The organism is Cellulomonas sp. McL0606, assembly GCF_058248365.1.
Window position 1 is genome coordinate 2,290,571 of record NZ_CM177779.1, and the last position, 25,842, is coordinate 2,316,412.

Consider the following 25,842-nt stretch of genomic DNA (forward strand, 5'->3'; position numbering starts at 1 on the left):
GAGCCCGGGCGGTCACCCCGCACCGACTGCGGCCGTAGGCTCGTCGGGAGAATCCGCGCCCTCGGGAGGACACCACCGTGGCATCACCGTCGAACGCCACCGACCCTGCTCTGCCTCCGGCCCCGTCGCCCGCGCCATACCGGCACACGTTCCTGACCGCACCCGTCGGGTGGGTGATCGCCGGGATGCTGCTGTTCTGGCCGACCGGCATCCCCGCGCTGCTCGCGTCGCACCGGGCCGCCCGGGCGTTCGGTGCGGCCGACGCCGAGGCGGCGCAGCGCGAGTCGGCGAACGCCCGGCGCTGGGGCATCATCAGCGTGATCGTCGGCGGGTGCGTGATCCTGCTCTCCATGCTGGCCTGGATCGTCTCGATCGCCCTCTTCGTGCTCGCGGCGCACCACCTCGACAACAGCGGCGTGTGGGAGAACGGCCCGGGCTGGTCGAACCAGCAGCCGTTCGGCGCCCCCGCGCCGTACCGCAACGGGTGACGGCCCGCTCACGACAGTGGCTATGACAGCGTGTCGCCGTGGGTGCCGGTGGGCACCCTGACGCGACGACCGGAGATGTGGGTAGCCCGAACGGACGCGCGATCGCGCCCGTCGTCACCCGTGCGGGCGACGCACCGGCACGCGGGCGGGTGAAAAATGGACGATTGTCCGATTGTCCGTTCTGTCATGACTGTTGTCATGCCCGCCATCACTTAGGGTAGGGACGTCAGCGAGACGGCAAACCCGCTGTGAGGCGGGGACGCAAAGCCACGGGGCCTTCTGGGTCAGCCGGGCTACCGAACAGACGGGACGGTCAGATGGATCAGCGCGGATACCCGGTCGACCCCACCGAGGCCGCCTTCACGGGCGGACTGCCCGCGGGCCGCCTCAAGGCATGGGCCGCCCTGGCCGCCGATTCCGATGCCATCGACCTCGTCCCGGCGCAGGACGGCCGGGCCGCCTGAGCGGTCCGACCACCGGCGGTCGGCCCACGCCATGATGGGGCGGTGCAGCAACCCGTCCCCGACGTGACGCCCGGCCCGCACTCGATGGTCCGACGGCTCGGCGTGCGAGACGCCGTCGTCGTCGGCATGTCGGCGATGATCGGGGCCGGGATCTTCTCGGCGTTCGCGCCTGCTGCCGCCGCCGGGGGTTCCGGACTGCTGATCGGGCTCGGCGTCGCCGCGCTGGTGGCCTACTGCAACGCGACATCGTCGGCCCGGCTGGCGGCGCTCTACCCGACGTCGGGCGGCACCTACGTCTACGCCCGGCACCGGTTGGGCGACCTGTGGGCGGGCCAGGCGGGCTGGGCCTTCATCGTCGGCAAGATCGCCAGCTGTGCCGCCATGGCCCTCACCCTGGGGTCGTACGTCGCACCGGGTCACGTCCGGCTGGTCGCGGTGCTCGCCGTCGCGGCCCTGACCGTGCTCGGCTGGGCCGGCGTGCAACGCTCCACCCAGCTGAGCACCGTCATCGTCGTCGTCTCGCTCGCGGCGCTCCTCGTCGTCGTCCTGTCCGCGTTCCGTGGCGGGACGGCAGACACCTCGAACCTCCAGCCGTTCCCGGGCGCCGACGTCGGGGGCATCCTGCAGTCGGCCGGCCTGCTCTTCTTCGCCTTCGCCGGCTACGCGCGCGTCGCGACGCTCGGCGAGGAGGTGCGCGACCCGGTCCGCACGATCCCGCGCGCGATCGCGATCGCACTGACCGTCGTGCTCGTGGTGTACGTGGTCGTCGGGCTCAGCGCCCTGCTTGCCATCGGCGCGCCGGGACTGGCGGCGTCACCCGCGCCGCTGCAGGCGGTCGTCGAGTCGGGGTCCTCGGCCGCCTGGGCGCCCGCCGTCCGGGTCGGCGCGGCCGCCGCGTCTCTCGGCGCGTTGCTCGCGCTGCTGCTGGGGGTGTCCCGGACCGTCGTGGCCGTGGCGCGCGACCGGCCACGGATCTCCGGACTGGCGAGGCTCCACGAGCAGTCCCGGACGCCGCGCACCGCCGAGGTGGCCGTCGGCGCCGTGGTCGTGGTCCTCGTCGCGACCCTCGACCTGCGCGGCGCGATCGGGTTCTCGTCCTTCGGGGTCCTCGTCTACTACGCGATCGCCAACGCGTCCGCGCTGACGCTGCGGCGCGACGAGGGACGACCGCCCCGGGTCGTGCCCCTGGTCGGTCTGCTCGGGTGCCTGGTCCTGGCATGCACCCTCCCTCGAGCGGCCGTCGCCGCCGGGCTGGTCGTCGTGCTCGGCGCGGCGATCGAGTGGGCGGTGCGCCGACGCATGCCGGCGAGTCGTCGCCCGGCGTGACGATCGTCCGCCTGGCGCTCGGCGGCCGACGCCCGCCGCATCGTGACCGACCCGTATATTTCCGGCCATGAACATCGTCGTGGGCGCGATCGTCGTCGTCATCGTCACCTCGCTGACGTGCACGGCGATGCTCTTCGTGCGGCGACGTGCACCCGAGGGCAGCTTCTTCACCGACGGCGACCGGGCGTCCGGCGTGTTCGGTGTTCTCGCGACCGGGTTCTCTGTGCTGCTGGGCTTCATCATCTTTCTCGCCTTCGACTCCTACGACCAGGCACGCTCGGGGGCCGAGACGGAGGCGACGATCGTGGCGCAGCAGCTCGAGACGGCGCAGTTCTTCCCGACGGACACCGCCCGGCAGCTCAGCGGCGAGCTGTCTGCTACGGGCGGTCCGTGGTGGGTACCGAGTGGCCGGCGATGGGCGACGGCACGCTGGGCGAGGCGGTGAACCCGTGGGGCGTACGCATGTTCCAGACGCTCGAGCAGTTCACTCCCGGCAGTGACACCGAGCAGTCCGCGTACGACCGGTGGATGGACCAGACGGCCGCCCGCGAGCAGGCGCGCGTCGACCGCGTCCATGGCGCCGAGGGCCTCATCCCGTTCCCGCTCTGGCTGGTCCTCTACGTGATCTCCGGCGTGATCTTCGCGTACATGCTCTTCTTCGCGGACCGCGACGAGAAGGCCACGACGCAGGTGATGCTCATGGGCAGCGTCACGGTGGTCATCACCCTGCTGCTCCTGCTGCTCACGTTCTTCGACCACCCGCACGGCGCGGGGCTGGGCAAGCTGGAGCCGACAGCGATGCAGCGCAACCTGCGCGTCATGGACGCGGAGCTTCTCCTCGGTCGGTCTCACCCTCTCGCTCCCCTGCGACGCCGACGGCCGACCGTCCTGACCGGCATGCGCGTCGCGGCGCTGTGACGTGCATCGATGGTCCTAGTATCGAGGCGCGGGAGCCCGATCTGTCGGATTCCCGGCCGGACGTCCGTCCTGCACTTCTACCCCGCACCAGGAGACTTTCGACATGCTCACAACACTGTTCGCCAGCGACACGGTGACATCGACGTTCGGCAGCGGCGACGTCCTGCTGTGGATGCTCGAGTTCTTCCTCTTCGTGATCTGGTTCTGGCTCCTGATCGCGATCTTCTCCGACCTGTTCCGGGACAAGACCACCGGTGGCGGCGTGAAGGCCCTCTGGGTCTTCTTCCTCATCCTCCTGCCGTTCCTCGGCATCCTCTTCTACCTGATCTTCCGGGGCCGGGGCATGGGTGAGCGCGGGGTCGCTCAGGCCGCAGCGGCCCAGGAGCAGTTCAACTCGCAGATCCGGTCCGCAGCCGCGTCGGCCGAGTCGCCTGCCGACCAGATCGCCAAGGCGAAGGCGCTCCTCGACAGCGGCGCCATCACGCAGGCCGAGTTCGACCAGCTCAAGGCCGCAGCCCTGGCCTGAGCCCGGACGGGCCGTCTGAGGCCCTCGAGACGACGACGCCGCGTCCTCACCGAGTGACGCGGCGCGTCGCCTCGGCCGTCAGAGGGTCCTGCGGCCACGCGTGCTTCGGATAGCGCCCCCGCAGCTCCGCCCGGACCTGCGGGTACCCGTTCTGCCAGAACGACGCGAGGTCCGCGGTGACCGCGGCGGGTCGCCCGGCCGGCGACAGCAGGTGCAGCAGCACCGGCACGCGCCCGTCGGCCAGCCGCGGGGTCTGACGCCAGCCGAACGTCTCCTGCAGCCGCACGGCCAGCACGGGCTGGTCCGGCTCGTAGTCGACGCGCACGCTCGATCCGCTCGGGACCCCGAGCCGCTCCGGCGCGAGGACGTCCAGCCGCGCGGCGTCGGGCCAGGGCAGGAGCCGACGCAGTGCCGTCGTCACGTCGATGCTCCTGGGGTCGGACCTCCCGCGGCCGAGGTCCGGGCCCAGCCACGTGTCGAGGGAGCCCAGCAGGGCGTCGTCCGAGACGTCGGGCCACGGTTCCCCGAGCGCCCGGTGCAGGAACGCGAGCCGCTGCCGCAGCGCTCGCGCCCCGTCGCTCCAGCGCAGGACGCCCAGCCCCTCTCGCTCGAGCCCGCTGCGCACCGCCGCGACCACCCGTGCAGGGTCCGGGTCCGCGAGCCCGGTCGCCGAGACTCGATCGCGCCGAGCGATCGGACGCGGCGGGCGACGACGCGGCCGTCCTGCCAGTCCACGCGCTCCTCGTCGCCCAGCAGCGCCGGTGCGGCGTCGATCGCCAGGTCGACGTCGAACGGAGCCGCCGACCGGATGGTCGCGTCCCGCCGCGCGCCACCCCGGTCCGCGTCGGCCACCGCCAACCAGCCGAACCCACTCAGAGGCGAGCCCGGCGGCAGCGTCGCGCCGGTGCCGGATGCCATCAGGTAGGCGCTCCCACCCGGCCGTAGGCGCGCGATCCGGTCCGGGTGCGCGAGGGCGACGACGAACGCCGCGGCTAGGTCGTCGGTCAGCGCCCCGGGCGGCGTGCGGTCCGGCACGGCGGTCAGCAGCCGCTCGGTCTGGGCCCGCCAGCGCACGGTCTCGGGCGCCCCGCGCCGCAGCGACCGCAGCGCCGCGACCAGGTCGCCACCCGGAGCCCGGACGTCGTCGGAGAGCATCGCCACGACCTCGGCCGCGCGCCGGGCACCGACCACTCTCGCCCCGTCGAGCAGGGCACGCGCCAGCCGCGGATCGGCCGGCACCGCCGCCACCGCGCGGCCGCGGACCGTCACCGTCCCGTCGGGTGCGAGCGCACCCAGCCCCTGGAGCGTGCGGACCGCCGTCTCCAGCGCAGCCACGGGCGGCGGGTCCAGGAGGGCCAACCCGACCCCGCCCGGGCTCCCCCAGCATGCGGCCTCGAGCGCGAACGCCGTCAGGTCGGCCGTGCGGATCTCGGGCTCGGGATGCGCCTGCAGGCGCGCGTGGTCCGCCTGCGACCAGCACCGGTAGACCGCGCCGGGCGCCTCGCGGCCGGCCCGGCCCGCGCGCTGCTCCGCCCCCGCCTGGCTCACGCTCACCGTCACCAGCCCCGCCAGCCCGCGACGGTGGTCGGCGCGAGCCTCCCGCGAGAACCCGGCGTCCACCACCACGCGGACGCCGGGAACGGTCAACGACGACTCGGCGACCGCGGTGGAGAGCACCACCCGCCGGCGGGGCCCGGGGACGAGCGCGAGGTCCTGGTCGGCCGGACCGAGCCGGCCGTGCAGCGGTCGGACGTCGACGTCCAGGCCGGCGAGCCGGCGCGCCACCGCGCCGATCTCTCCGGCGCCGGGCAGGAAGACGAGGACGTCGCCGGGACGCTCGTCCACCGCTCGGCGGACGGTCGCGGCGACATGGTCCAGGAAGGACGGCGTGACGCCGCGTTCGTCGGTCCGCGCCGTCCGGGCGGGCGGCGGGCACCACACGACGTCCACCGGGTGCAGAGCGCCCCGCACCGCCACGACGGGAGCACCGCCCAGCAGGGCCGCCGTCCTGGCCGCCTCCACCGTCGCGGACATGGCGACGAGCACCAGGTCGTCCCGGAGGTTCGCCCGGACGTCCACCAGCAGCGCCGAGGCGAGGTCCCCGTCGAGCTGTCGCTCGTGCACCTCGTCCAGCACGACCGCACCGACGCCGGCGAGCTTCCGGATCACGCTGGAGCCGGCGCAGCAGGACGCCGGTGGTCACCACCTCGATCCGCGTCGCGGCGGTCGTGCGGCTCTCGTCGCGGACCGTATAGCCGACGGTGCGTCCGACGGGCTCACCGAGCAGCCCTGCCAGGCGTCGGGCGGCCGCCCTCGCGGCGATCCGGCGCGGTTGGGTGACGACGACCCGGCCGCCCACGGCCGCGGCGACCGCGGGCGGGACGAGCGTGGTCTTGCCGGTGCCCGGCGGCGCCTGGACGACAGCGACGCCGTGCACGCCGACCGCGGCGACGACGGAGGCCAGAGCCGAACCGACCGGGAGGTCGGGCGGATCCGCCAGCAGCCTCGCGATCGGGTCGACGTCCACGGATGGAGTCTGCCCTGGCCGGCGGTGCGACGTGGCTCAGCCGGTGGCGGGTCGGCCCGGGTCGCGTTCGTGCTTCGGCAGCTCGCGCACGTCGGGCGGCTCCAGCGCTTCGCTCGCGGCGTGGTTCTCCGGGGCGGTCAGGGCGTAGTCCTCCGGCACGGCGACCCGGTCGACGCCACGACGGGCGGCCCCGGACGTCGCGCCGAACGCGGCGAACCAGCAGACGAGGACGAGCGCGCCGCCGGCGACTGCGTCGAGGAGCCAGTGGTTCGCCGTCAGCACGACGACCGACGTGGTCGTCGCGACGTACCCGAACGAGAGGATCTTCAGCCACCGCCGGCGGGCCAGGCAGGCGAGCACCACGCTGACCCACAACGCCCACCCGACGTGCATGGACGGCATGGCCGCGACCTGGTTGGTGACGGTGCTGGCGTTCTGCGCCTGCTCGGCCGCGGACGGCCACCAGCCGTACTGCGAGGTCGACGCGACGGTGTCGATGAACCCGCCGGTCAGCCGCGGCGGGGCGGTCGGGTAGAACATGTACCCCAGGAGCGCGATGAACGTGGCCGCGAACAAGGCGGTTCGAGCGGGCCGGTACAGGGCCGGCCGCCGGATGTAGAGCACGACCAGCACGGTCCACGTGACGATGAAGTGCATCGTCGCGTACCAGTACGCCGAGAAGACGGCGAGCGGCGTGATCGGGGTGATCGCGTGGTTGATCTCGTGCTCGACGTCGATGTGCAGGAACCGCTCGACCTCGAGGATGTCCAGGGCGTGGTGGCGCGCGGCGCCCCAGTCGCCGCCGACGACGAACCGGGTCGCGCTGTAGGCGGCGTAGAGCACGACCAAGAGCGCGATCTCGCGCAGAGCGGCGCGTCTCGCGTTGGTGCCTGCGGCGTCTCGTTCGACCATCGGGAACGAGGCTAGCGGACGGCTACGACATGAATTGTTGCTCTGGCCCTTCGGACCCTGTGACAAACGTCAGCAATCCTTCACCCGGTGGCTCTGCAATGCCCGTCGAACCCGACACGGCCGGTCCGGATGCGGAGCGGTCGCAAGGCGGCTCATGCGGCGCTGGCCCGGTCGGGTGCCCGGTCGCGCGCCGACTCGACCGGGAGCAGGACCGCTCCGAGCAGGAAGCAGACGGCGCCGACGAACGTGCCCAGGTTGGCGAGCGAGAGGTTGGCCAGCTCGCCCGTCGAGCGCAGGTATCGCGCGCCGATCGCGGACGCCCCGAAGGCGATCGACCCGAGGAGGTTCAGCGCGCTGATCCGCCAGCCCGTCGACCGGTCGGACCGGGGCAGGACTCCCCGGTTCACCTCCGAGTAGGCGAACCAGCTGGCCACCAGGAACGCGACCGATCCGACCGCGTCGGGCGCCCAGACGAGGTGTCGATCCTGCGCGAGCGTGAGATCGGCGCGGGTGGCTGCGAACGTCGTCACGTTGAAGAACAGGGTGCCGACCAGCTGGATGAACGCGGCCCAGAAGTCGAGCCGTCGGGGCTTCCAGCCGATGAGCCGGCGCACCGGCCCGCGTGTCTGGCGGTCGACGAAGATCCCCTCGGGCGCCGTCACGGTCTCGCGGTACTGCAGGTAGCCCGCGCTGGTGAAGAAGATCGACCCGACGAAGAACGTCCAGGCCACGACCGCCGGCGCGACCCTGTCGAAGTAGACGGGCACCGCGCCGACCGCGAAGCAGAGCGACCCGACGGCGAACAGGCCGCCGATCCACCAGCTCATCGGGGTCGGTCGCTCGGCCCACGTGCGCGCCGGGTCGAGCACGCGGTCCTCGAGGAGTCCCAGTCCCTTGCGGTGCCGGCGCGAGCTCCAGTGCACGCGAGAGCCGTCGGGACGCTCCAGCACGGCGTTCGTGACGAAGGACGCCGGGCCGGAGGTCTCGACGACGCGCCACCCGGCCGGAAGGTCGGGGACCGTGGCGCCGGCGCTCATCTCTCGGTGAAACCCGTGCGCGCCTTGCTCTTGGCGGCGGCGCTGGCGGGCGACGTCCAGACGTCGGGCTTGCGCGTCTGCTCGTGCGTGGGCTGCTCGGCGAGGAGAGCGTCGTAGGCCAGGTGCAGGTCCTTGAGCAGCTGCTCGATCATCAGCCGGCTCAGGTCCAGCCGGACGACGATGCGCATCAGGTGCGTCTCCTGCCCGTCCGGCGGCAGGCTGTACGCCGGGACGATCCAGCCGTCCTCACGGAGCTTGGCCGACAGGTGGTAGACGTCGAAGCCGGGGTCGCCCTTGAGCGTGAACGTGACCACGGGCTCGGCGAGCCCGGGGTTGAGGATCTCGAACTTTCCGCTGGCCACCAGGCTCTCGTTGAGGAACCTGGCGTTGGCGAGCATGGTCTGGACGATCGACGTGTACCCGCTCCGGCCCAGGCGCACGAAGTTGTACAGCTGCGCCTGGATCATGGCCGACCCGCGCGAGAAGTTGAACGTGTACGTCGGCTGCGCCCCGCCGAGGTAGTTGACGCTGAAGACGAGGTCCTCAGGCAGCTTGGACGCGTCGCGGAAGACCAGCCAGCCGACCCCCGGGTACACGAGCCCGTACTTATGCCCCGAGGCGTTGATCGAGGCGACCTGCTCCAGCCGGAAGTCGAACAGGAAGTCCGGCTCGGCGAAGGGGGCGATGAACGCGCCGCTCGCCCCGTCGACGTGCAGCGGGACGTCCCAGCCCTTCTCCTTCTTGATCCGCACCAGCAGGTCGTTGATCTCCTCGATCGGGTCGGACTCGCCGATGTGGGTGGTGCCCAGGACCGCGCCCACAGCGATCGTGTTCTCGTCGACCAGCGGCTCGACGTCCGCCGCGCTGATGACGAACCGGTCCTTCTTCATCGGGATCTTGCGCATCTCGACGTCGAAGTAGTTGGCGAACTTGTCCCAGACCACGTGCGTCTCGGCGCCGAAGACGACGTTCGGCCTGTCGGTGGGCAGCCCGGCGGCGGCCCGACGGTTGCGCCAGGTGCGCTTGTGCGCGAGCAGCCCGAGCATGATCGCCTCGGACGACCCGATCGTCGCGACGCCCACGACCTGGGCGTTGTCGGGTGCGTGGAACAGGTCGCCGAGCATGTGCACGGCGGCCTCCTCGACCAGCGAGGCGGCCGGGTACTCCTCGTGGTCGATGTGGTTCTTGCGGATCGTGTCGTGGATGAGCTTCTCGGCCTGCGGCTCCATCCACGTGGTGACGAACGACGCGAGGTTCAACGTCTCGCGACCGTCGAGCATGAGCCCCGTGTGCAGCAGCTCGTACGCCTCGTCGGCGTCGATGCCGTGCTCCGGGAACGTGCCGCGGTCGATGTGCTCCCGGAAGCTGGGCCGGCCGTGGATCGGGCCGAACACGTCGATGCTCTCAAGCTTCTTGCTCACCGCTGCTCCTCGGGTCCAGCCGCGGGACGCCCGGGCGGCGGCGACCTGCGGAGAATGTGCACGCACCTGCGGATCGAACGTAGCAGCCGACGGTGCACTTCTGTCCCGGTCTGTCCGGACTTCGGCGTTGGTCCCCCGCGGGCAGGAGGAAGCGTGGCGCCGAGCGGCCTGCCGGTAGACTGAGCACTCCCCCGCGCCCGGCTCTCGTGCTCGCTCCCCTTGTCAAGCGTGCCCGTCGGCAGCATTCTCGTTCGACGACCCGCTAGGACACGCATGATGACCACTCTCACCCAGGAGCCCGCGACCGACGAGGTCGACGCCGCCGATCTCGAGACCTTCCTGCGCGTCGCCGAGCAGATCAGCGCGCTGCCGTCGGACCACCCGCACCTCGCGCTGGCCCGACGCGCCACCTCGGCGCTGTTCAAGGCCGCCAAGAAGCAGCGACGGGCCGAGAAGCGCGAGGCCATCGGCTCGGCCGACCGTGCGGTCATCGCGGCGACGGCGACGGGCAGCCCGGGCCGGATCGACGACGAGACCAACGGCATCCCTCTGGTCTCGGCCGCGCAGGGCGCGACCGCAGGCACGCTGCTCAAGGCGCGGCCCTGCTACATCTGCAAGGAGCCGTACGTCGACGTCGACGCGTTCTACCACCAGCTCTGCCCGACCTGCGCGACGCTGAACCACGCCAAGCGCGACGCCCGCACCGACCTGACCGGCAAGCGCGCGCTCCTCACCGGCGGCCGCGCCAAGATCGGCATGTACATCGCACTGCGCCTGCTGCGGGACGGCGCGACCACGACGATCACCACCCGGTTCCCGCGCGACGCCGCGCGTCGGTTCGCCGCCATGCCGGACAGCGCAGACTGGCTCGACCGGCTGAGCATCGTCGGCATCGACCTGCGCGACCCGGCCCAGGTGGTCGCCCTGGCCGACGAGGTCGCCGCGCAGGGACCGCTCGACATCTTGATCAACAACGCCGCGCAGACGGTCCGCCGCTCCCCGGGTGCGTACTCGCACCTCGCCGACGCCGAGCTCGAGCCGCTGCCGGACCGACCGCTGCCGACGATCACCACCTACGGCCGGACCAGCAGCGCCCACCCGATCGCGCTCGCCGGATCGGTCACCGAGCTGACGAGCGTCGCCGCCGGCGTCGACCGGCTGGCCCTCACCGCCGAGCACGCATCGCTCGAACGGCTCGTGGCCGGCACCGCGATCGACGCCGGCGGGCTCGTGCCCGACACGGCCGAGTCGAACAGCTGGGTGCACACCGTGGACCAGGTGGACCCGATGGAGCTGCTCGAGGTCCAGCTGTGCAACCAGACCGCGCCGTTCATCCTGGTCAGCCGGCTGCGGCACGTGATGCGGCGGCCGGCCGGCCGGTCGTACGTGGTGAACGTGTCGGCGATGGAAGGGGTGTTCTCCCGCGGCTACAAGGGCCCCGGGCACCCGCACACCAACATGGCCAAGGCCGCCCTCAACATGCTCACCCGCACCAGCGCGAACGAGCTGGCCCTGGACGGCATCCTCATGACGAGCGTGGACACCGGCTGGATCACCGACGAGCGGCCGCACCCCACCAAGGTCCGGCTCGCCGAGGAGGGCTTCCACGCTCCGCTCGACCTCGTCGACGGCGCCGCGCGCGTGTACGACCCGATCGTGCGCGGGGAGGCCGGCGAGGACCTGTACGGCTGCTTCCTCAAGGACTACGTGCGATCCGCATGGTGACGCTGGTCACACTCGGCGACCTCTAGGCCGCGTCCGGAGGCGCGCGGCAGCCGGAGGCGCCACGCTCGGCGCATGCATCGTGAGATGAGCGCCCACCTCGTCCTCGACGTGACCGCGCCCGCGACGCTGGCGTTCGAGCTCGCCGTGTCGAGCCAGTACGCGTGCACCGAGGCGCTCACGGTCTCGGTCGACGGCCGGTTCGTCCAGCCGACCGCGCTCCTCGACCACCACGGGACGCGCCTGCACGTGGTCCAGGCCGGCGTCGGCCGCCTGCTGCTCGACTACACGGCGACGATCGACGGGCGCGCCGAGGCCGAACCGACCGACGAGGCGGACGCCCTGCGCTACCTGCGGCCGAGCCGCTACTGCGAGTCCGACTCCCTCGGCCCCACGGCCCACGCCGAGTTCGCCGGGCTGCGCGGGTACGACCTGCTCGCCGCGGTGAGCTCGTGGGTGGGGTCCCGGCTCTCCTACGTGCCCGGTTCGAGCCTGCCGACCGACGGCGCCGTCCGGACCCTGCTCGCTCGCGAGGGCGTCTGCCGCGACTACGCCCACCTCGTCGTCGCCCTGCTGCGCGCCCTCGACGTCCCCGCGCGACTGGCCTCGGTGTACGCGCCGGGCCTGTCACCGATGGACTTCCACGCGGTCGCCGAGGCCTACCTGGACGGCACCTGGTACGTGGTCGACGCGACGACGCTCGCGCCTCGGTCCACGCTGGTGCGGATCGCCACGGGTCGGGACGCCTCCGACACGGCGTTCCTGAACGTCCACCACGGGTTCGCCGACCTGCTGGAGCTCCAGGTCACGGCCGTCGCGGGCACGCTGCCCGACGACGACGTACGGGATCTCGTCGTCGTCGGCTGAGCCGCGTCGCGGCCGGCGGTCCCGCTGCTAACCTCCGGTGCGTGAGCGCAGCCGAACCCGACCCGGACGAGAGCGTCCTGCCTTCGCGCCGCACCTGGTCCGAACGTCGTGCGGAGCCGGACCGGTTCGCGCTGGTCCTCACGCTCCTCGTCACCGCCTACGTGCTCTCCGCGCTGGGCAGCCAGGAGTGGGTGCAGGTCCTGGTCGCATTCCTCTACGTCGGCGCCCTGGTGGTGGCCATCCGCTCGTCGCGCGTCGAGGGTCCCTGGCGGATCGTCGTGCGCGGCGTCCCGATCGTCGCAGCGATAGTCGGCGCCCTCGCCTTCGCCCTGCTCCCCCGCGACGACGCCTACGGGATCCTGAACGCGGCCGTCGCCGCGATCCTCATCACGACCCTCGTCGTGATCCTCGACCGCATCCTGCGGCGGGCCGCCATCACGTTGCAGTCGATCTTCGGCGCGCTCAGCGCCTACCTGATGATCGGGATGATCTTCACAGCGGTCTTCGGGGTCATCGCCTGGCTGGGCTCCGGTCCGTTCTTCGCCGGTGGTCAGGCGACCAGTCAGCAGTCCCTGCAGTACTTCTCGTACACGACGCTGACCACGCTCGGCTACGGCGACTTCACGGCCGCGACGTTCCCGGGGCGGAACATCGCGACCTTCGAGGCCCTCGTCGGCCAGGTGTTCCTGGCCACCTTGGTGGCGCGCCTCGTCGCCTCGTTCACGGTCACGCCGCGTCGCTCGAGGCTCGGCCCAGGCACGGACGAGCCGCAGGGGCCTACGCCGTGATCCCCGAGGTCGAGGCCACCACCTCGGCGATCTTGCGGGACAACGCCTCGTAGAACATGGACAGCGGGAACTCGTCGTCGAGCACCGCATCCGTCAGACCCTTCGGCGGGCCGTCCAGCGGCAGGTCGCGCACGGCCCACACCGATGCCGGGTGCGGGGTGAGCGTGCCGGACACGAGCTCGTACGCGGCCAGCCAGTGTGCGGTCTTGGGCCGGTCGATCGAGCGCCAGTACAGCTGCTCGATCCGCTCGGCCAGCGCGATGACGGCATCCGGCACCTGCGGCCAGTCGATGGTGAGCCGGGAGTCGGTCCAGTGCAGGACGTGCTGCTGGTGCAGCCAGGCGAAGAGCAGCTGGCCGCCCAGGCCGTCGTAGTTGCGGACGCGGCTGCCGGTCACCGGGAAGCGGAAGATGCGGTCGAACAGGATCGCGTACTGCACGTACCGCGCGTGCGGCACCCCGTCGGCCTCGAGCCGCACGGCCGCACGGAACGCGGTGAGGTCGCAGCGCAGCTCCTCGAGCGAGTAGAGGAAGTAGGGCATCCGCTGCTTGATCATGAACGGGTCGAACGGCAGGTCGCCGCGCATGTGCGTCCGGTCGTGCACGAGGTCCCACAGGACGAAGGTCTCCTCGGCCAGGCGCTGGTCGTCGAGCAACCGGGCCGCGTCCGGCGGCAACGCCAGGCGGGTCGTCTCGGCCGCCGCCCGCACCACGCGACGGAACCGCGCGGCCTCGCGGTCCGCAAAGATGGCACCCCACGTGAACGCCGGAACCTCCCGCACGGCCACCGTCTCCGGGAAGAGGACGGCAGAGTTGGTGTCGTAGCCCGGTGTGAAGTCGAGGAAGGTCACCGGGACGAACAGCGCGTTGCTGAACTGCGTCGCCTCCAGGTCCGCGACCAGGTCGGGCCACCGCACCCGCAGCAGCACAGCCTCGACCCGCCGCTCCGTGCTCCCGTTCTGCGTGTACATCGGGAAGAGAACCAGATGTACCAACCCGTCGGTCCGCTGCGTCTCCGGCCGGAACGCGACCAGGGAGTCGAGGAAGTCGGGCACGACGAACCCGCCGTCGGACCAGCGCTGCAGGTCCTTGCCCACGGCGGTGAGGTACTCCTCGTCGTGCGGGAGAGCCGGGACGAGCTCGGTGACCGCGATGTCGATGGCCGTCACGAGCTTCTCGGGCGCGGGCGTGCAGGGACGCGTCCGCGATCGACCCGTCCTTGACCTGGAGCCGTTGGAGCTCGGTGACGTCGGCCTTCAGCCGCTGCCAGGCCGGGTGGTCGACGAGCCCGTCCCGACGCACCGCATCGGTCGTCGCCGTCGGCGCCGCCCAGCACACGGCGTTCAGCAGGGCCTCCGGGCTGCCGGCGAGCGGATCGACGCCGAGGGCGAGCAGCGTGCCGCGGTCGTCGCGCATCCCCGCGGCGACGACCGGACCGCGTTCGCCGAGCCGCAGCAGGGCGACGGCCGGGGTCGGGGCGTCGAACACGGCCCGCACCGGCAGCGTGAGGTCGCTCGTCCATGCCAAGAGGTCCGGGACGCCGACCTCGGCCGCAGCGAGCACGCCGACGGACCCCGTCGGACGCGCCACGATGCCGCGTGCGGCCAGGAGCGCGACCGTTGCGGACGTGTCGTCACCCGTGGCGACGACGACCGTCCCGGCCCGCGTCGGCACGGGGTCCGTCCCCGGCAGGACGAGAACGACGTCCGGGTCGTCGGTCGCGCCGACCAGGGCGATCCCATGGCCCTCGAGGTGGGCCCGGTGCGCGGGCGGCAGGTCCGCGGTGGCATGCAGGGTCGGGAAGAGGCTCATGCGCATCTCACTATCCGGACGGGAGCGTTACCGCACGGTACGGTCTGCGGGCTCCTCGGTCAACGGGCCAGCGGACAGGGCAGGAGACCTCCCACGACGTCTGGGGGTGGCCGTTCCTCGTCGCGGTCAGGTGCGCTCGGGCCGCCTACCAGCGCCGGCGCTGCCGAGCGCGACGCAGGCGTCTCCCCCAGACTGAGCCGATGCGGAGCGTCGGCGTCGAGGAGGAGTTCCTGCTCGTCACGCCCGACGGTCGGCCGCACGCAGTGGCGGCGGCGGTCCTGCGCCACGCGGCCGACGAGCCGTCGTCCGGTGACGTCCCCGGCGGCGACCTCGAGAAGGAGTTCAAGCAGGAGCAGATCGAGACCTCGACGCACCCGTGCACCGACCTCGCGGATCTCGTCGAGCAGATCCGGGCCGGACGGGAGCGAGCCGACGAGCTCGCTCGCCGCGCCGGTGCCCGCATCGCCGCCCTGGCCACGGCTCCGCAGGTGGTCGAGTCGACCGTCGTGCCCGACCGGCGGGCCATCGCGATCCGCGCGGAGTTCGGACAGACGGCCCGCGACCAGCTGACGTGCGGGTGCCACGTGCACGTCGAGGTCGCCGACGACGACGAGGGCGTGCGGATCCTCGACCACCTGCGCCCGTGGACCCCGATCCTGCTGGCGTTGTCTGGGAACAGTCCCTCGTGGCAGGGCACGCACACCGGCTACGCGAGTACCGGTCGCAGGTCTGGGGTCGATGGCCCACCGCCGGCCCGACCGCACCGTTCGGCGACGCCGCCGGCTACCGCGCAGTCATCGAGGGACTGCTGCGCTCGGGAGCGATCCTGGACGAAGGGATGGTCTACTTCGACGCCCGGCTCTCGTCGCGCTACCCGACGGTCGAGGTACGGGTGGCCGACGTCTGCCTGGACGCCGGGGACGCCGCGCTGCAGGCGGCGCTGGTGCGCGCGCTGGCGGACACACCGGGCGCCACGACCGACCCGCCGCGGACCGAGCTGCTGAGGGCCGCCGCCTGGCGGGCCGCCCGGTCCGGGCTGACGGGCGACCTGGTCGATCCCCTGACCGGTACGCCGGTGCCGGCGGCGGAGGCGGTCGCGACGCTCGTCGAGCGTGTACGACCCGCGCTCGTCGCGAACGGGGACGTCGACTGGGTCGAGCACCAGATCGCAACCGTCCTGCGCCGGGGCAACGGTGCGATCCAGCAGCTGGGCTGGCGAGCCGAAGGGGCGGACGACGACGAGGTGGTCCGTCGCGCCGTCGACCGGACGCTCGCGTAGTCGGTCCCACATAAGAAGGAAGGAGCTCGCGGCTCCTTCCACTCTCAAGATATAGCGGGCCGGGGGGCTTGCGGCAAGGCCCCCCGGGGCGCGGAGAATCGCCAGCCGTGACACCGACCGACGCACAGCGGACCAGCGCCTTCGACCTGCCCGACCGACTCGCCACCAAGGCGGACCCCGCGCTGATCGCGCATGACGAGCTGCACTTCACGGAGATCGCGGAATGTCTCGAGATCACGATCGCCGACCTGTCCGACCGTCTCGACGCGGAACGTCGAGCGCCCGGCCGCACCGGCACGCAGGCGCTGGAGCGCGACCAGGAGATCCACCGGCTGACCGCTCGCCTTCGCACCCTGCGGCGCTTCGGGCTGGACCTGTGCCTCGGCCGGATCGTCGGCTCCGACGGGCCCGTCTACATCGGGCGGCTGGGGCTGACCGACAGCACGGGCCGCCGCCTGCTCCTCGACTGGCGCTCCCCCGCCGCCGAGCCGTTCTTCGGTGCCACGCACGCGGACCCGATGGGCCTGGTGAGCCGGCGCCGGTACCGCTGGACTCGCGGCCGCGTCGGCGACTACTGGGACGAGGTGTTCACGGCCGAGGGGCTGGCGGGCAACGCCGCGCTCGACGACCAGTCCGCCTTCGTCGCCAGTCTCGGCGCCGACCGCTCGGACCGGATGCGCGACGTGCTCGGCACGATCGCCGCCGATCAGGACGCGATCATCCGCGCCGGGTCGCGCGGCGCCCTCGTGGTCGACGGCGGACCCGGAACTGGCAAGACGGTCGTCGCCCTGCACCGGACGGCGTACCTGCTCTACTCCGACCCACGCCTGGGTCACCGCCGGGGAGGCGTGCTGTTCGTCGGCCCGCACGAGCCGTACCTGGCCTACGTCGCCGACGTCCTGCCGAGCCTCGGCGAGGAGGGAGTCCGGACGTGCACCCTGCGTGACCTCGTGCCGGAGGGACCGACGGCACGGATCGAGCACGATCCGGAGGTGAGCCGCCTCAAGTCGTCGGCGGCGATGGTGGCGGCCGTCGAGCCGGCCGTCCGGTTCTCCGAACGGCCGCCCACCGAGGGCCTCGAGGTCGAGACCGAGTGGGCGGACCTGTGGGTGAGCGCCGCCGACTGGACCGAGGCCTTCGACGCACCCGAGCCGGGCACACCCCACAACGAGGCGCGCGAGCAGATCCACGAGGCGCTCGTCGCGATCCTGACGGACAAGGTGGACGACGACCTGCCGCCCGACGCGGTGCGCAGGGCGCTCCTGGGCAACCGGCCGCTCGCCCGGGCGCTGGACCGCGCGTGGCCGATGCTCGAGGCGACGGACCTCGTCGGCGACCTGTGGTCCGTCCCCGCCTACCTGCGGCTCTGCGCCCCGTGGCTGGAGCCCGACGAGGTGCGCGCTCTGCAGCGGGCGGATGCGCAGGCGTGGACCGTCGACGACCTGCCGCTGCTCGACGCTGCGCGCCGGCGGCTCGGCGACGAGCAGGCGTCGCGACGCAGGCAGCAGCAGGAGGCGACTCTCGCCGCCGAGCGCGAGTACATGACACAGATCGTCGACGACCTGATCGCGACGGACGACTCGGAGCTGCAGATCATGTCCATGCTGCGCGGGCAGGACCTGCGCGACGCCCTGGCCGACCCGTCCGCGCTGCCCGCACCGGATCCGGACGAGCTCGCGGGCCCGTTCGCGCACGTCGTCGTGGACGAGGCGCAGAGCTGACCGACGCGCAGTGGCAGATGCTGCTCAGCCGGTGCCCGTCCCGCAGCTTCACGATCGTCGGGGACCGCGCCCAGGCCCGGCACGGGTTCACCGAGACCTGGCACGAGCGGCTGGAACGCATCGGCCTCGACCAGATCGCGCTGGCGTCGTTGAGCATCAACTACCGCACGCCGCAGGAGGTCATGGACGAGGCCGAGCCCGTCATCCGCCACCAGCTGCCCGACGCCAACGTGCCGACGTCCGTCCGCAGCACCGGCGTCCGCGTCGCGCACGGGTCCGCGACCGAGCTGAGCGGCGTCCTGGAGACCTGGCTCGCGGGCCATCCGGAGGGTGTCGCCTGCGTCATCGGCGACCCGTCGTTCGTCGCCACCCCGCGCGTCCGCTCCCTGAGCCCCGAGCTCGCGAAGGGCCTCGAGTTCGACCTCGTCGTCCTGGTCGACCCCGAGGCGTTCGGCGACGGCATCGAGGGTGCCGTTGACCGCTACGTCGCGATGACCCGCGCGACGCAGCAGCTCGTCATCCTCACGAGCCGGTGACGGCGACCTCGCCGAGCGGCACGTCCAGGTCCGCGAGGCGGGCGACGTCGACCACGTCCCGCGACCGGATGAGGGCCTGGACGTCGTCGACGACGTCCCAGACGTTGACGTTCATCCCGGCGAGCACCCGGCCCTCGCGCAACCAGAACGCGACGCACTCGCGGCCGACGAGGTCGCCGCGGACCACGACGCGGTCGTATCCGTGCGGTCCCACCCACCCGACGTACTCCATGCCGAGGTCGAACTGGTCGGAGAAGAAGTACGGCAGCTTGTCGTACGGCTCGTCCCGGCCGAGGATCGTCGCCGCCGCCGTGTCCGGCTGGTTCAGCGCGGTGGCCCAGTGCTCGACCCGCACGTGCGTGCCCAGGAACGGGTGATGGGCCCGCGCGATGTCTCCGACGGCGAGCACGTGCGGGTGCGACGAGCGCAGGTGCGCGTCGACGACGACGCCGTCCTCGACGTGCAGGCCGGCGCCCCGCGCCAGGCCGACCCGGGGGGCCGCGCCGATCCCGACGACCACCAGGTCGGCGTCCACGAGCGTGCCGTCGGCGAGCTCGACCGCCCCGACGGTGGTGCCGTCGCCGGCCGCCACGATCGCCCCGACCTCGGCCCGGACCCGCAGGTCGACGCCGTTCGACCGGTGCAGGTCGGCGAACGTCTCGGCCAGCTCGGGACCGAGGACGCTCAGCAGCGGCAACGGGTCGCGGACCAGCACGGTGACCTCGCAGCCTGCGGCACGCGCCGCGGCGGCGACCTCCAACCCGATCCAGCCGCCGCCGACGACCACGACGCGTCGATCGGGCGCGAAGCTCGGCGCGCAACCGGTCGGAGTCGTCGAGCGTCCGCAGGGCGACGACGCCCGACAGCTCCGCTCCGCGCACGTCGAGGCGCCGCGGCTCCGACCCCGTCGCCAGGACGAGGTGGTCCCAGCCGGTGCGCGTACCCGAGCCGTCGACGACATCGCGCGCCGCCAGGTCGAGCGCCGTCACCGTGACCCCGAGCCGCAGGTCGACGTCGTGCGCCGCGTACCAGTCGGGCGGGTGCACGAAGGCGCCGTCGCGCTCGTCGGAGCCCTGGAGATAGCCCTTGGACAGCGGCGGGCGCTCGTAGGGGCGTTCCGTCTCGGCCCCGAACAGCACGACGCGCCCGTCGTACCCGTCGGAGCGCAACGCCTCGACCGTCTTCGCCCCGGCGAGACCACCGCCGACCACCACGACCTGACCACTCATCTCGGACCTCCGACGCACAGCGCACCAGGTCGGGGCGATATCCGCAATGGCCGGTGATGTGGTGAAGTCCACCCGTGCCTCGGCTGTGCATCACGCGCCAGAAACCCGACGGCCTGGCACTGTGGAGCGCATGCAGATGTGGCCGGGTCGCCCCTACCCCCTGGGCGCCACCTACGACGGGACCGGGACGAACTTCGCCCTGTTCTCCGAGGTGGCCGAGCGCGTCGAGCTCTGCCTGATCGATGCGGACGGCACCGAACGTCGTGGGGACCTGACCGAGGTCGACGCGTTCGTCTGGCACGGCTACCTGCCGGCCATCTCCCCCGGTCAGCGGTACGGCTTCCGGGTGCACGGCCCGTACGACCCCGACGAGGGCGACCGGTGCAACCCGAACAAGCTCCTGCTCGACCCGTACGCCAAGGCGATCGACGGGCAGATCGACGGCGACCCGTCGCTGTACTCCTACCGGTTCGACGCACCCGACGAGCGAAACGACGACGACTCCGCGGAGCACACGATGGCGTCCGTCGTCATCAGCCCCTACTTCGACTGGGGCAACGACCGCCCGCCGCAGCACGAGTACCACGAGTCGGTGATCTACGAGGCGCACGTGCGCGGGCTGACGATGCAGCACCCGGCCGTCCCCGAGGAGCTGCGCGGCACCTACTCGGGCCTGGCGCACCCTGCCGTCATCGAGCACCTGACCTCGCTGGGCGTGACGGCGGTCGAGCTGATGCCGGTGCACCAGTTCGTCAACGACCCGTCGCTCGTCGAGAAGGGGCTGTCCAACTACTGGGGCTACAACACGGTCGGGTTCTTCGCCCCGCACAACGGCTACTCGGCGTTCGCCGCGTCCGGGCAGCAGGTGCAGGAGTTCAAGTCCATGGTCAAGGCCCTGCACCAGGCGGACATCGAGGTGATCCTCGACGTGGTCTACAACCACACCGCCGAGGGCAACCACCTGGGTCCCACGCTGAGCTTTTCGCGGCATCGACAACGCGAACTACTACCGGCTCGTCGACGACGACCAGGCGCACTACTTCGACACGACGGGCACCGGCAACTCGCTCCTCATGCGGTCGCCGCACGTGCTCCAGCTCATCATGGACTCGCTGCGCTACTGGGTCAGCGAGATGCACGTCGACGGCTTCCGGTTCGACCTGGCGGCCACCCTCGCGCGCCAGTTCCACGAGGTCGACCGGCTGTCGGCGTTCTTCGACCTGGTCCACCAGGACCCGGTGATCTCGCAGGTCAAGCTCATCGCGGAGCCGTGGGACATCGGCGAGGGCGGCTACCAGGTGGGCGGCTTCCCGCCGCTGTGGTCGGAGTGGAACGGCAAGTATCGCGACACCGTCCGCGACTTCTGGCGCGGCGAGCCGTCGACCCTCGGCGAGTTCGCGAGCCGCCTGTCGGGCTCGTCCGACCTGTACGAGCACACCGGGCGTCGACCCATCGCGAGCGTCAACTTCGTCACCGCGCACGACGGGTTCACGCTGAACGACCTGGTCTCGTACAACGAGAAGCGCAACGAGGCCAACGGCGAGCACAACAACGACGGCGAGAGCCACAACCGCTCGTGGAACTGCGGCGTCGAGGGACCGACGAAGAACAAGGGTGTCCTCGCACTGCGGGCCCGGCAGCGCCGCAACTTCATCGCCACCCTGCTGCTGTCGCAGGGCATCCCGATGCTCGCGCACGGTGACGAGCTCGGTCGGACGCAGCGCGGCAACAACAACGTCTACTGCCAGGACGGCCCGATCTCGTGGATCGACTGGGACCTGGACGAAGCGCAGAACGAGCTCCTGGAGTTCACTCGTCGCGTCGTCCGGCTGCGCCAGGACCACCCGGTGTTCCGGCGTCGACGGTTCTTCGCCGGCTCCGCGGAGCATGGCGGAGAGTCGGACCTGCTCGACATCGCGTGGCTGGCGCCCGACGGGCACCACATGCGTGACGAGGCGTGGGGCGCCGACCAGGCGCGTGCCGTGATGGTGTTCCTCAACGGCGACGCGATCGCCGAGCCCGACGAACGAGGTCAGGACATCGTCGACGACAGCTTCCTCGTGCTCTTCAACGGCCAGCCGGACACCGCGATCTTCACCATCCCGGAGCCCGCGTACGGCCAGACGTGGACCGCCGTGTTCGACACCGACTCCCAGGTCGAGTCCGGCACCACCGTCGAGTCGGGCAAGGACCTGAAGCTGGCGCAGAAGTCGGTGGTCGTGCTCACCCGCGCTCCCCTGCGACCCACCGTCTCGGCCTCCGGGATCGGCGCGGCGGCGGAGGCCGCGCGGGAGGCGGCCAAGCAGGTCAAGGGCCGCAGTGCCTCTGCGGCCGGCACCGACGACAAGCCGAGACGGCGCACGACGCGGCCGCGCAGCACCGCATGACCGATCAGCGGCCGACCCCCAGCCGTCGTCTCCCGACGCCGGGCAGGCCGGTGCCCGTCTCGACGTACCGGGTGCAGCTGGGCACCGACCTCAGGTTCGCGGACGTCGCCGAACGGGTGCCCTACCTCGCCTCGCTCGGCGTGACACACCTGTATCTGTCCCCGATCTTGCAGGCGGCACCCGGCTCGACGCACGGCTACGACGTGGTCGACCATGACGCCGTCGCCCCCGAGCTGGGCGGGCTGCCGGCGCTGCGGCGCCTGGCCGAGGTGGCACACGCGGCGGGGCTCGGGCTGGTGCTGGACATCGTCCCCAACCACATGGCCGTGCCGACGCCCGTGTGGCACAACCGGGCGCTCTGGTCGGTGCTCGCCGAGGGCCCCGACTCCCCGTACGCCGAGTGGTTCGACGTCGACTGGTCCGCGGGCGACGGGGCCGTCCTCATGCCCGTGCTGGGCGACCGCATCGGCGCCGTGCTCGGCCGCGACGAGCTGCGGCTCGACGAGGTGGAGATCCCCGGTGAGGGCGTGCGCACCGTGCTGCGCTACCACGACCACGTCTTTCCCGTCCGGCCGGGCACCGAGAACCTCTCGCTCGCGGAGCTGGTCGAGCGTCAGCACTACCGGCTCGCGTACTGGCGGGTGGCCGACGAGGAGCTCAACTACCGGCGGTTCTTCGACGTGGGCACGCTGCTCGCCGTGCGGGTCGAGGACCCGGACGTCTTCGACGCCACCCACCGCCTGGTACTGGGACTGCTCGCCGACGGCGTCGTCGACGGCCTGCGGATCGACCACCCCGACGGTCTGGCGGACCCCGCGGGGTACCTCGCGCGGCTGCGCGAGACGAGCGGCGGCGCCTGGGTGGTCGTCGAGAAGATCCTTGAGGGCGACGAGAGGCTGCCGCCCGACTGGGAGACCGCGGGCAGCACCGGCTACGAGGCTCTGTGGCGGATCCAGCAGACGTTCGTCGACCCGGGCGGTGCGGCCGTGCTCGGCGGAGTCATGCACCGGCTGACCGGCGACACGCCCGATGCGTTTCCGGTTATCGCGGAGAACGCCAAGCGGGAGATCGTCGACGGGCCGTTGTACGCCGAGGTGCACCGGCTGACGTCGCTCGCGGCGGGCATCTGCCACGAGGACCTGCGCCTGCGCGACCACACCTGGCGCGCGCTGGAGGACTGCCTGGTCGAGCTGCTCGTGGCGTTCGACCGCTACCGCGCCTATGTCGTGCCCGGCCAGTCCGTGCACCCCGAGTCGCTGGAGGTCCTGCAGGTCGCCGCCGAGCACGCCCGACGGCAGCTGTCGCCCGAGCGCGCCGAGACCATGGACGTCCTGCTCGACCTGCTCCTGGGTCGGGAGGTGGGCAGTGCCGGCCAGACGCGCGGCGCACGGCGCGACGAGCTGATAGTCCGGTTCCAGCAGACCTGCGGCGCGGTGATGGCCAAGGGGGTCGAGGACACCGCCTTCTACCGCTGGACCCACCTCGTCGCCCTCTGCGAGGTGGGCGGGAACCCCGAGCAGTTCGCCCTCACGCCCACCGACCTGTCCGCCTGGGCCGCCGAGATGCAGGTGTCGTCGCCGCTCGGCATGACGACGCTGTCGACGCACGACACGAAGCGCGGCGAGGACACGCGGTCCCGCCTCGGCGTGCTGAGCGAGCTGCCCCGCGAGTGGTCGACCCTCGTCGACGAGCTGCGCGCGGCCTCCGCCCCGTACCGCAGCGCGTTGCTCGACGGCCGGACCGAGTACCTGCTCTGGCAGACCCTGGCGGGCACCTGGACCGACGCCGGGCCGATCTCCCAGGACCGACTGGTCGAGTACCTGACCAAGGCGATCCGCGAGGCCAAGTCGCGCACCACCTGGACCGCGCCCGACGAGGCGTACGAACGGGCCGTCCTCGACGCGGCCCGGCAGGCCCTGGTCGACCCGGCCGTGCAGGCGCTCTTCGGCGACTGGGAGCTGCGCACGCGTGCGGCGGTCCGCGCGGTGACGCTGGGCACCAAGCTCGTCCAGCTGACGCTGCCCGGCGTCGCCGACGTCTACCAGGGCACCGAGGTGCCCGACCCGGTGCTGGTCGACCCCGACAACCGACGCAGCGTCGACGTCGCTCCCCTGGCGGCGCGCCTGGTCCGGCTCGACGACGGCGCGGGCCCCCGCGACCTCGCCGACGAGAAGCTGCTCGTCACGTCGCGCGCCCTGCGCCTGCGACACGACCTGCCCGAGGCGTTCGTCGGGGCGACCGCGGGGTTCCTGCCGTTGGCGCACTCGTCGGGCCACTCGCTGACCTATGCCCGGACGGTGGACGGTGTTCCGCAGGTCGCCGTGGTCGCGACCCGTCTCGCCGCGGCCGTCGACAGGCTGGGCGGCTGGGCCGACCACACGGTCGCCCTGCCCGACGGCGACTGGTTCGAGGTGCTGACCGAACGCCCGGTGAGCCGGGGCGGCGTGGTCGAGGTCGCCGACCTCCTGGACCGCCTCCCCGTCGCGCTCCTCGTGCGGGCGCAGGGCTGAGGATGCTGCCTCGCGTCTGGGCGCCGAACGCGTCCCAGGTGGACCTCGTGCTCGGCGCCGAGCGCGTGCCGATGCAGCGCGCGGACGCCTGGTGGGAGACCGACCGGGACCTACCCGGCGGGACGGACTACGCGTTATCCCTCGACGGCGGCCCGCCTCGTCCCGACCCGCGCAGCGCGTGGCAGCCGGCCGGCGTGCACGGCCCGAGCCGCGTCTTCGACACCGCGGAGCACGAGTGGTCCGACGACTCATGGGTGGGCGTCGACGTCCGCGGCGCCGTCCTGTACGAGCTGCACGTCGGCGCGTTCACCCCGGGTGGAACCCTCGAGTCCGCCGCGGCCGAGCTACCGGCCCTGGTCGCCCTGGGCGTCGACCTGGTCGAGCTCATGCCGGTCGCGCCGTTCGACGGCGACCGCGGCTGGGGGTACGACGGCGTCGGCCTCTACGCGGTGCACGAGGCGTACGGCGGCCCGGCCGCCCTGCAACGCTTCGTCGACACCGCGCACGGCTTGGGCCTGGGCGTCTGCCTCGACGTCGTCTACAACCACCTCGGACCGGCCGGTGCCTACGTCGGCGAGTTCGGACCGTACTGGACCGACGCGCACGTGACGCCGTGGGGCGCGGCCATCAACCTCGACCAGCCGGGTTCCGACGAGGTCCGCCGCTGGATCATCGCGAGCGCGCTGCGCTGGTTCGCCGACTTCCACGTCGACGCGCTGCGCCTGGACGCCGTGCACGCCCTCGCCGACGACCGTCCCGTGCACCTGCTCACCCAGCTGTCCAACCGCGTCGCCGCCCTCTCCTCGACCGTCGGCAGGCCGCTCTCCTTGGTGGCCGAGACCGATCTGAACGACACCGTCTCGGTCACGCCGACCGCCGACGGCGGCTGGGGCATGACGGCCCAGTGGGCCGACGACGTGCACCATGCGATCCACGCCCTGCTCACGGGCGAACGGCACGGCTACTACGTCGATTTCGGCACCCCGGCCACCCTGCGCAAGGCCCTGACCGGCGTGTTCGTGCACGACGGCTCGTGGTCAACGTTCCGCGGCGCGACCTGGGGGCGACCGGTCCCCCCCGACACGGACGGCCACCGGTTCGTCGTCAGCGTGCAGACGCACGACCAGGTGGGCAACCGCGCGACCGGCGACCGCCCGTCGGCCCAGCACCCTCCCGTGGTGCTCGCCGCGTCCGCGGCCCTGCTGATCCTGTCGCCGTTCACGCCGATGCTCTTCATGGGTGAGGAGTGGGGTACCCGCACGCCCTTCCAGTTCTTCACGTCCTACACCGACCCGGCGTTGGCGGCCGCGGTGCGCGAGGGCCGCAGACGCGAGTTCGGCGGCCACGGATGGGCGGAAGCTCTACGGCGGCGA

13 protein-coding genes, 7 pseudogenes and 1 riboswitch are annotated in these 25,842 nt (G+C 72.3%); of the genes and pseudogenes, 13 read left to right on the top strand and 7 right to left on the bottom strand.

What is annotated here, in order from left to right; all coding sequences use genetic code 11:
- Positions 1-77: 77 nt before the first annotated feature.
- The 5 genes from AC38ZX_RS11685 to AC38ZX_RS11705 all read left to right on the top strand — a co-directional run bounded on the left by AC38ZX_RS11685 (position 78) and on the right by AC38ZX_RS11705 (position 3,722).
- Positions 78-488, top strand: a complete 411-nt coding sequence (locus tag AC38ZX_RS11685) for a CD225/dispanin family protein (protein WP_491294329.1) — start codon at positions 78-80, stop codon at positions 486-488.
- 226 nt (positions 489-714) lie between these two features.
- Positions 715-789: riboswitch (cyclic di-GMP riboswitch) on the top strand.
- Between the two features lie 16 nt (positions 790-805).
- Positions 806-952 (top strand): hypothetical protein, encoded by a 147-nt coding sequence (locus tag AC38ZX_RS11690; RefSeq protein ID WP_491294332.1) that lies wholly within the window; start codon positions 806-808, stop codon positions 950-952.
- A 42-nt stretch (positions 953-994) separates the two neighbouring features.
- Complete coding sequence (locus AC38ZX_RS11695; protein ID WP_491294334.1) at positions 995-2,278, top strand: APC family permease; 1,284 nt, start codon at positions 995-997, stop codon at positions 2,276-2,278.
- 117 nt (positions 2,279-2,395) lie between these two features.
- Positions 2,396-3,196 (top strand): bestrophin-like domain, encoded by an 801-nt coding sequence (locus AC38ZX_RS11700; RefSeq protein ID WP_491294336.1) that lies wholly within the window; start codon positions 2,396-2,398, stop codon positions 3,194-3,196.
- 103 nt (positions 3,197-3,299) lie between these two features.
- Entirely contained in the window at positions 3,300-3,722 is a 423-nt protein-coding gene (locus tag AC38ZX_RS11705; protein ID WP_426592142.1) for an SHOCT domain-containing protein, read from the top strand.
- A gap of 46 nt (positions 3,723-3,768) precedes the next feature.
- Here the strand turns inward: AC38ZX_RS11705 and hrpB are convergent.
- The 4 genes and pseudogenes from hrpB to gad all read right to left on the bottom strand — a co-directional run bounded on the left by hrpB (position 3,769) and on the right by gad (position 9,619).
- Positions 3,769-6,249: pseudogene (gene hrpB, locus AC38ZX_RS11710) on the bottom strand (ATP-dependent helicase HrpB).
- Positions 6,250-6,285: 36 nt separating this feature from the next.
- Positions 6,286-7,161: a phosphatase PAP2 family protein gene (locus AC38ZX_RS11715; protein WP_491294341.1), complete on the bottom strand. Its 876-nt coding sequence runs from the start codon at positions 7,159-7,161 to the stop codon at positions 6,286-6,288.
- 152 nt (positions 7,162-7,313) lie between these two features.
- Entirely contained in the window at positions 7,314-8,198 is an 885-nt protein-coding gene (locus tag AC38ZX_RS11720) for a hypothetical protein (RefSeq protein ID WP_491294344.1), read from the bottom strand.
- The gene (gene gad, locus AC38ZX_RS11725) at positions 8,195-9,619 is read right to left on the bottom strand and encodes a glutamate decarboxylase (protein WP_491294347.1); all 1,425 of its coding nucleotides are present in this window, start codon (positions 9,617-9,619) and stop codon (positions 8,195-8,197) included. The genes AC38ZX_RS11720 and gad overlap by 4 nt, the downstream gene beginning before the upstream one ends.
- 276 nt (positions 9,620-9,895) lie before the next feature.
- On the opposite strand from gad, the gene AC38ZX_RS11730 reads away from it, so the two are divergent.
- The 3 genes from AC38ZX_RS11730 (at position 9,896) to AC38ZX_RS11740 (ending at position 12,996) form a co-directional block, all read left to right on the top strand.
- Positions 9,896-11,344 carry an SDR family NAD(P)-dependent oxidoreductase gene (locus AC38ZX_RS11730; RefSeq protein ID WP_491294350.1) on the top strand — a complete coding sequence of 483 codons (1,449 nt, stop codon included), beginning with the start codon at positions 9,896-9,898 and terminating at the stop codon, positions 11,342-11,344.
- A 72-nt stretch (positions 11,345-11,416) separates the two neighbouring features.
- The gene (locus AC38ZX_RS11735; RefSeq protein ID WP_426592148.1) at positions 11,417-12,208 is read left to right on the top strand and encodes a transglutaminase-like domain-containing protein; all 792 of its coding nucleotides are present in this window, start codon (positions 11,417-11,419) and stop codon (positions 12,206-12,208) included.
- A 41-nt stretch (positions 12,209-12,249) separates the two neighbouring features.
- Positions 12,250-12,996: a potassium channel family protein gene (locus AC38ZX_RS11740; RefSeq protein ID WP_491294353.1), complete on the top strand. Its 747-nt coding sequence runs from the start codon at positions 12,250-12,252 to the stop codon at positions 12,994-12,996.
- On the opposite strand, the pseudogene AC38ZX_RS11745 reads toward AC38ZX_RS11740, so the two are convergent.
- Positions 12,986-14,411, bottom strand: a pseudogene (locus AC38ZX_RS11745) (DUF6421 family protein). The gene AC38ZX_RS11740 and the pseudogene AC38ZX_RS11745 overlap by 11 nt on opposite strands.
- Before the next feature lie 596 nt (positions 14,412-15,007).
- On the opposite strand from AC38ZX_RS11745, the pseudogene AC38ZX_RS11750 reads away from it, so the two are divergent.
- Positions 15,008-16,086, top strand: a pseudogene (locus tag AC38ZX_RS11750) (carboxylate-amine ligase).
- Positions 16,087-16,193: 107 nt separating this feature from the next.
- A pseudogene (helR, locus tag AC38ZX_RS11755) lies at positions 16,194-18,343 on the top strand (RNA polymerase recycling motor ATPase HelR).
- Here the strand turns inward: helR and AC38ZX_RS11760 are convergent.
- Together AC38ZX_RS11760 and AC38ZX_RS11765 are read right to left on the bottom strand one after the other, a co-directional pair.
- Positions 18,330-18,575 carry an oxidoreductase C-terminal domain-containing protein gene (locus tag AC38ZX_RS11760; protein ID WP_491297386.1) on the bottom strand — a complete coding sequence of 82 codons (246 nt, stop codon included), beginning with the start codon at positions 18,573-18,575 and terminating at the stop codon, positions 18,330-18,332. The pseudogene helR and the gene AC38ZX_RS11760 overlap by 14 nt on opposite strands.
- 147 nt (positions 18,576-18,722) lie before the next feature.
- Positions 18,723-19,572: pseudogene (locus tag AC38ZX_RS11765) on the bottom strand (NAD(P)/FAD-dependent oxidoreductase); the annotation flags it as partial.
- Positions 19,573-19,702: 130 nt separating this feature from the next.
- Between AC38ZX_RS11765 and glgX the strand changes: the two are divergent.
- The 3 genes and pseudogenes from glgX to treZ form a co-directional block, all read left to right on the top strand.
- Positions 19,703-21,959 (top strand): annotated as a pseudogene (gene glgX, locus AC38ZX_RS11770) (glycogen debranching protein GlgX).
- Positions 21,956-24,469 carry a malto-oligosyltrehalose synthase gene (gene treY, locus AC38ZX_RS11775; protein ID WP_491294354.1) on the top strand — a complete coding sequence of 838 codons (2,514 nt, stop codon included), beginning with the start codon at positions 21,956-21,958 and terminating at the stop codon, positions 24,467-24,469. Before glgX ends, treY begins: the two are co-directional and overlap by 4 nt.
- A 71-nt stretch (positions 24,470-24,540) precedes the next feature.
- Positions 24,541-25,767, top strand: a pseudogene (gene treZ / locus AC38ZX_RS11780) (malto-oligosyltrehalose trehalohydrolase); the annotation flags it as partial.
- Positions 25,768-25,842 lie beyond the last annotated feature (75 nt).

Excerpts from the sequence above, each read along its gene's own strand:
- AC38ZX_RS11690 (WP_491294332.1), top strand. The coding sequence starts at position 806 with ATGGATCAGCGCGGATACCCGGTCGACCCCACCGAGGCCGCCTTCACG.
- AC38ZX_RS11705 (WP_426592142.1), top strand. The coding sequence starts at position 3,300 with ATGCTCACAACACTGTTCGCCAGCGACACGGTGACATCGACGTTCGGC.
- AC38ZX_RS11715 (WP_491294341.1), bottom strand. The coding sequence starts at position 7,161 with ATGGTCGAACGAGACGCCGCAGGCACCAACGCGAGACGCGCCGCTCTG.
- AC38ZX_RS11720 (WP_491294344.1), bottom strand. The coding sequence starts at position 8,198 with ATGAGCGCCGGCGCCACGGTCCCCGACCTTCCGGCCGGGTGGCGCGTC.
- AC38ZX_RS11730 (WP_491294350.1), top strand. The coding sequence starts at position 9,896 with ATGACCACTCTCACCCAGGAGCCCGCGACCGACGAGGTCGACGCCGCC.
- AC38ZX_RS11735 (WP_426592148.1), top strand. The coding sequence starts at position 11,417 with ATGCATCGTGAGATGAGCGCCCACCTCGTCCTCGACGTGACCGCGCCC.
- AC38ZX_RS11760 (WP_491297386.1), bottom strand. The coding sequence starts at position 18,575 with ATGGAGTACGTCGGGTGGGTGGGACCGCACGGATACGACCGCGTCGTG.
- treY (WP_491294354.1), top strand. The coding sequence starts at position 21,956 with ATGACCGATCAGCGGCCGACCCCCAGCCGTCGTCTCCCGACGCCGGGC.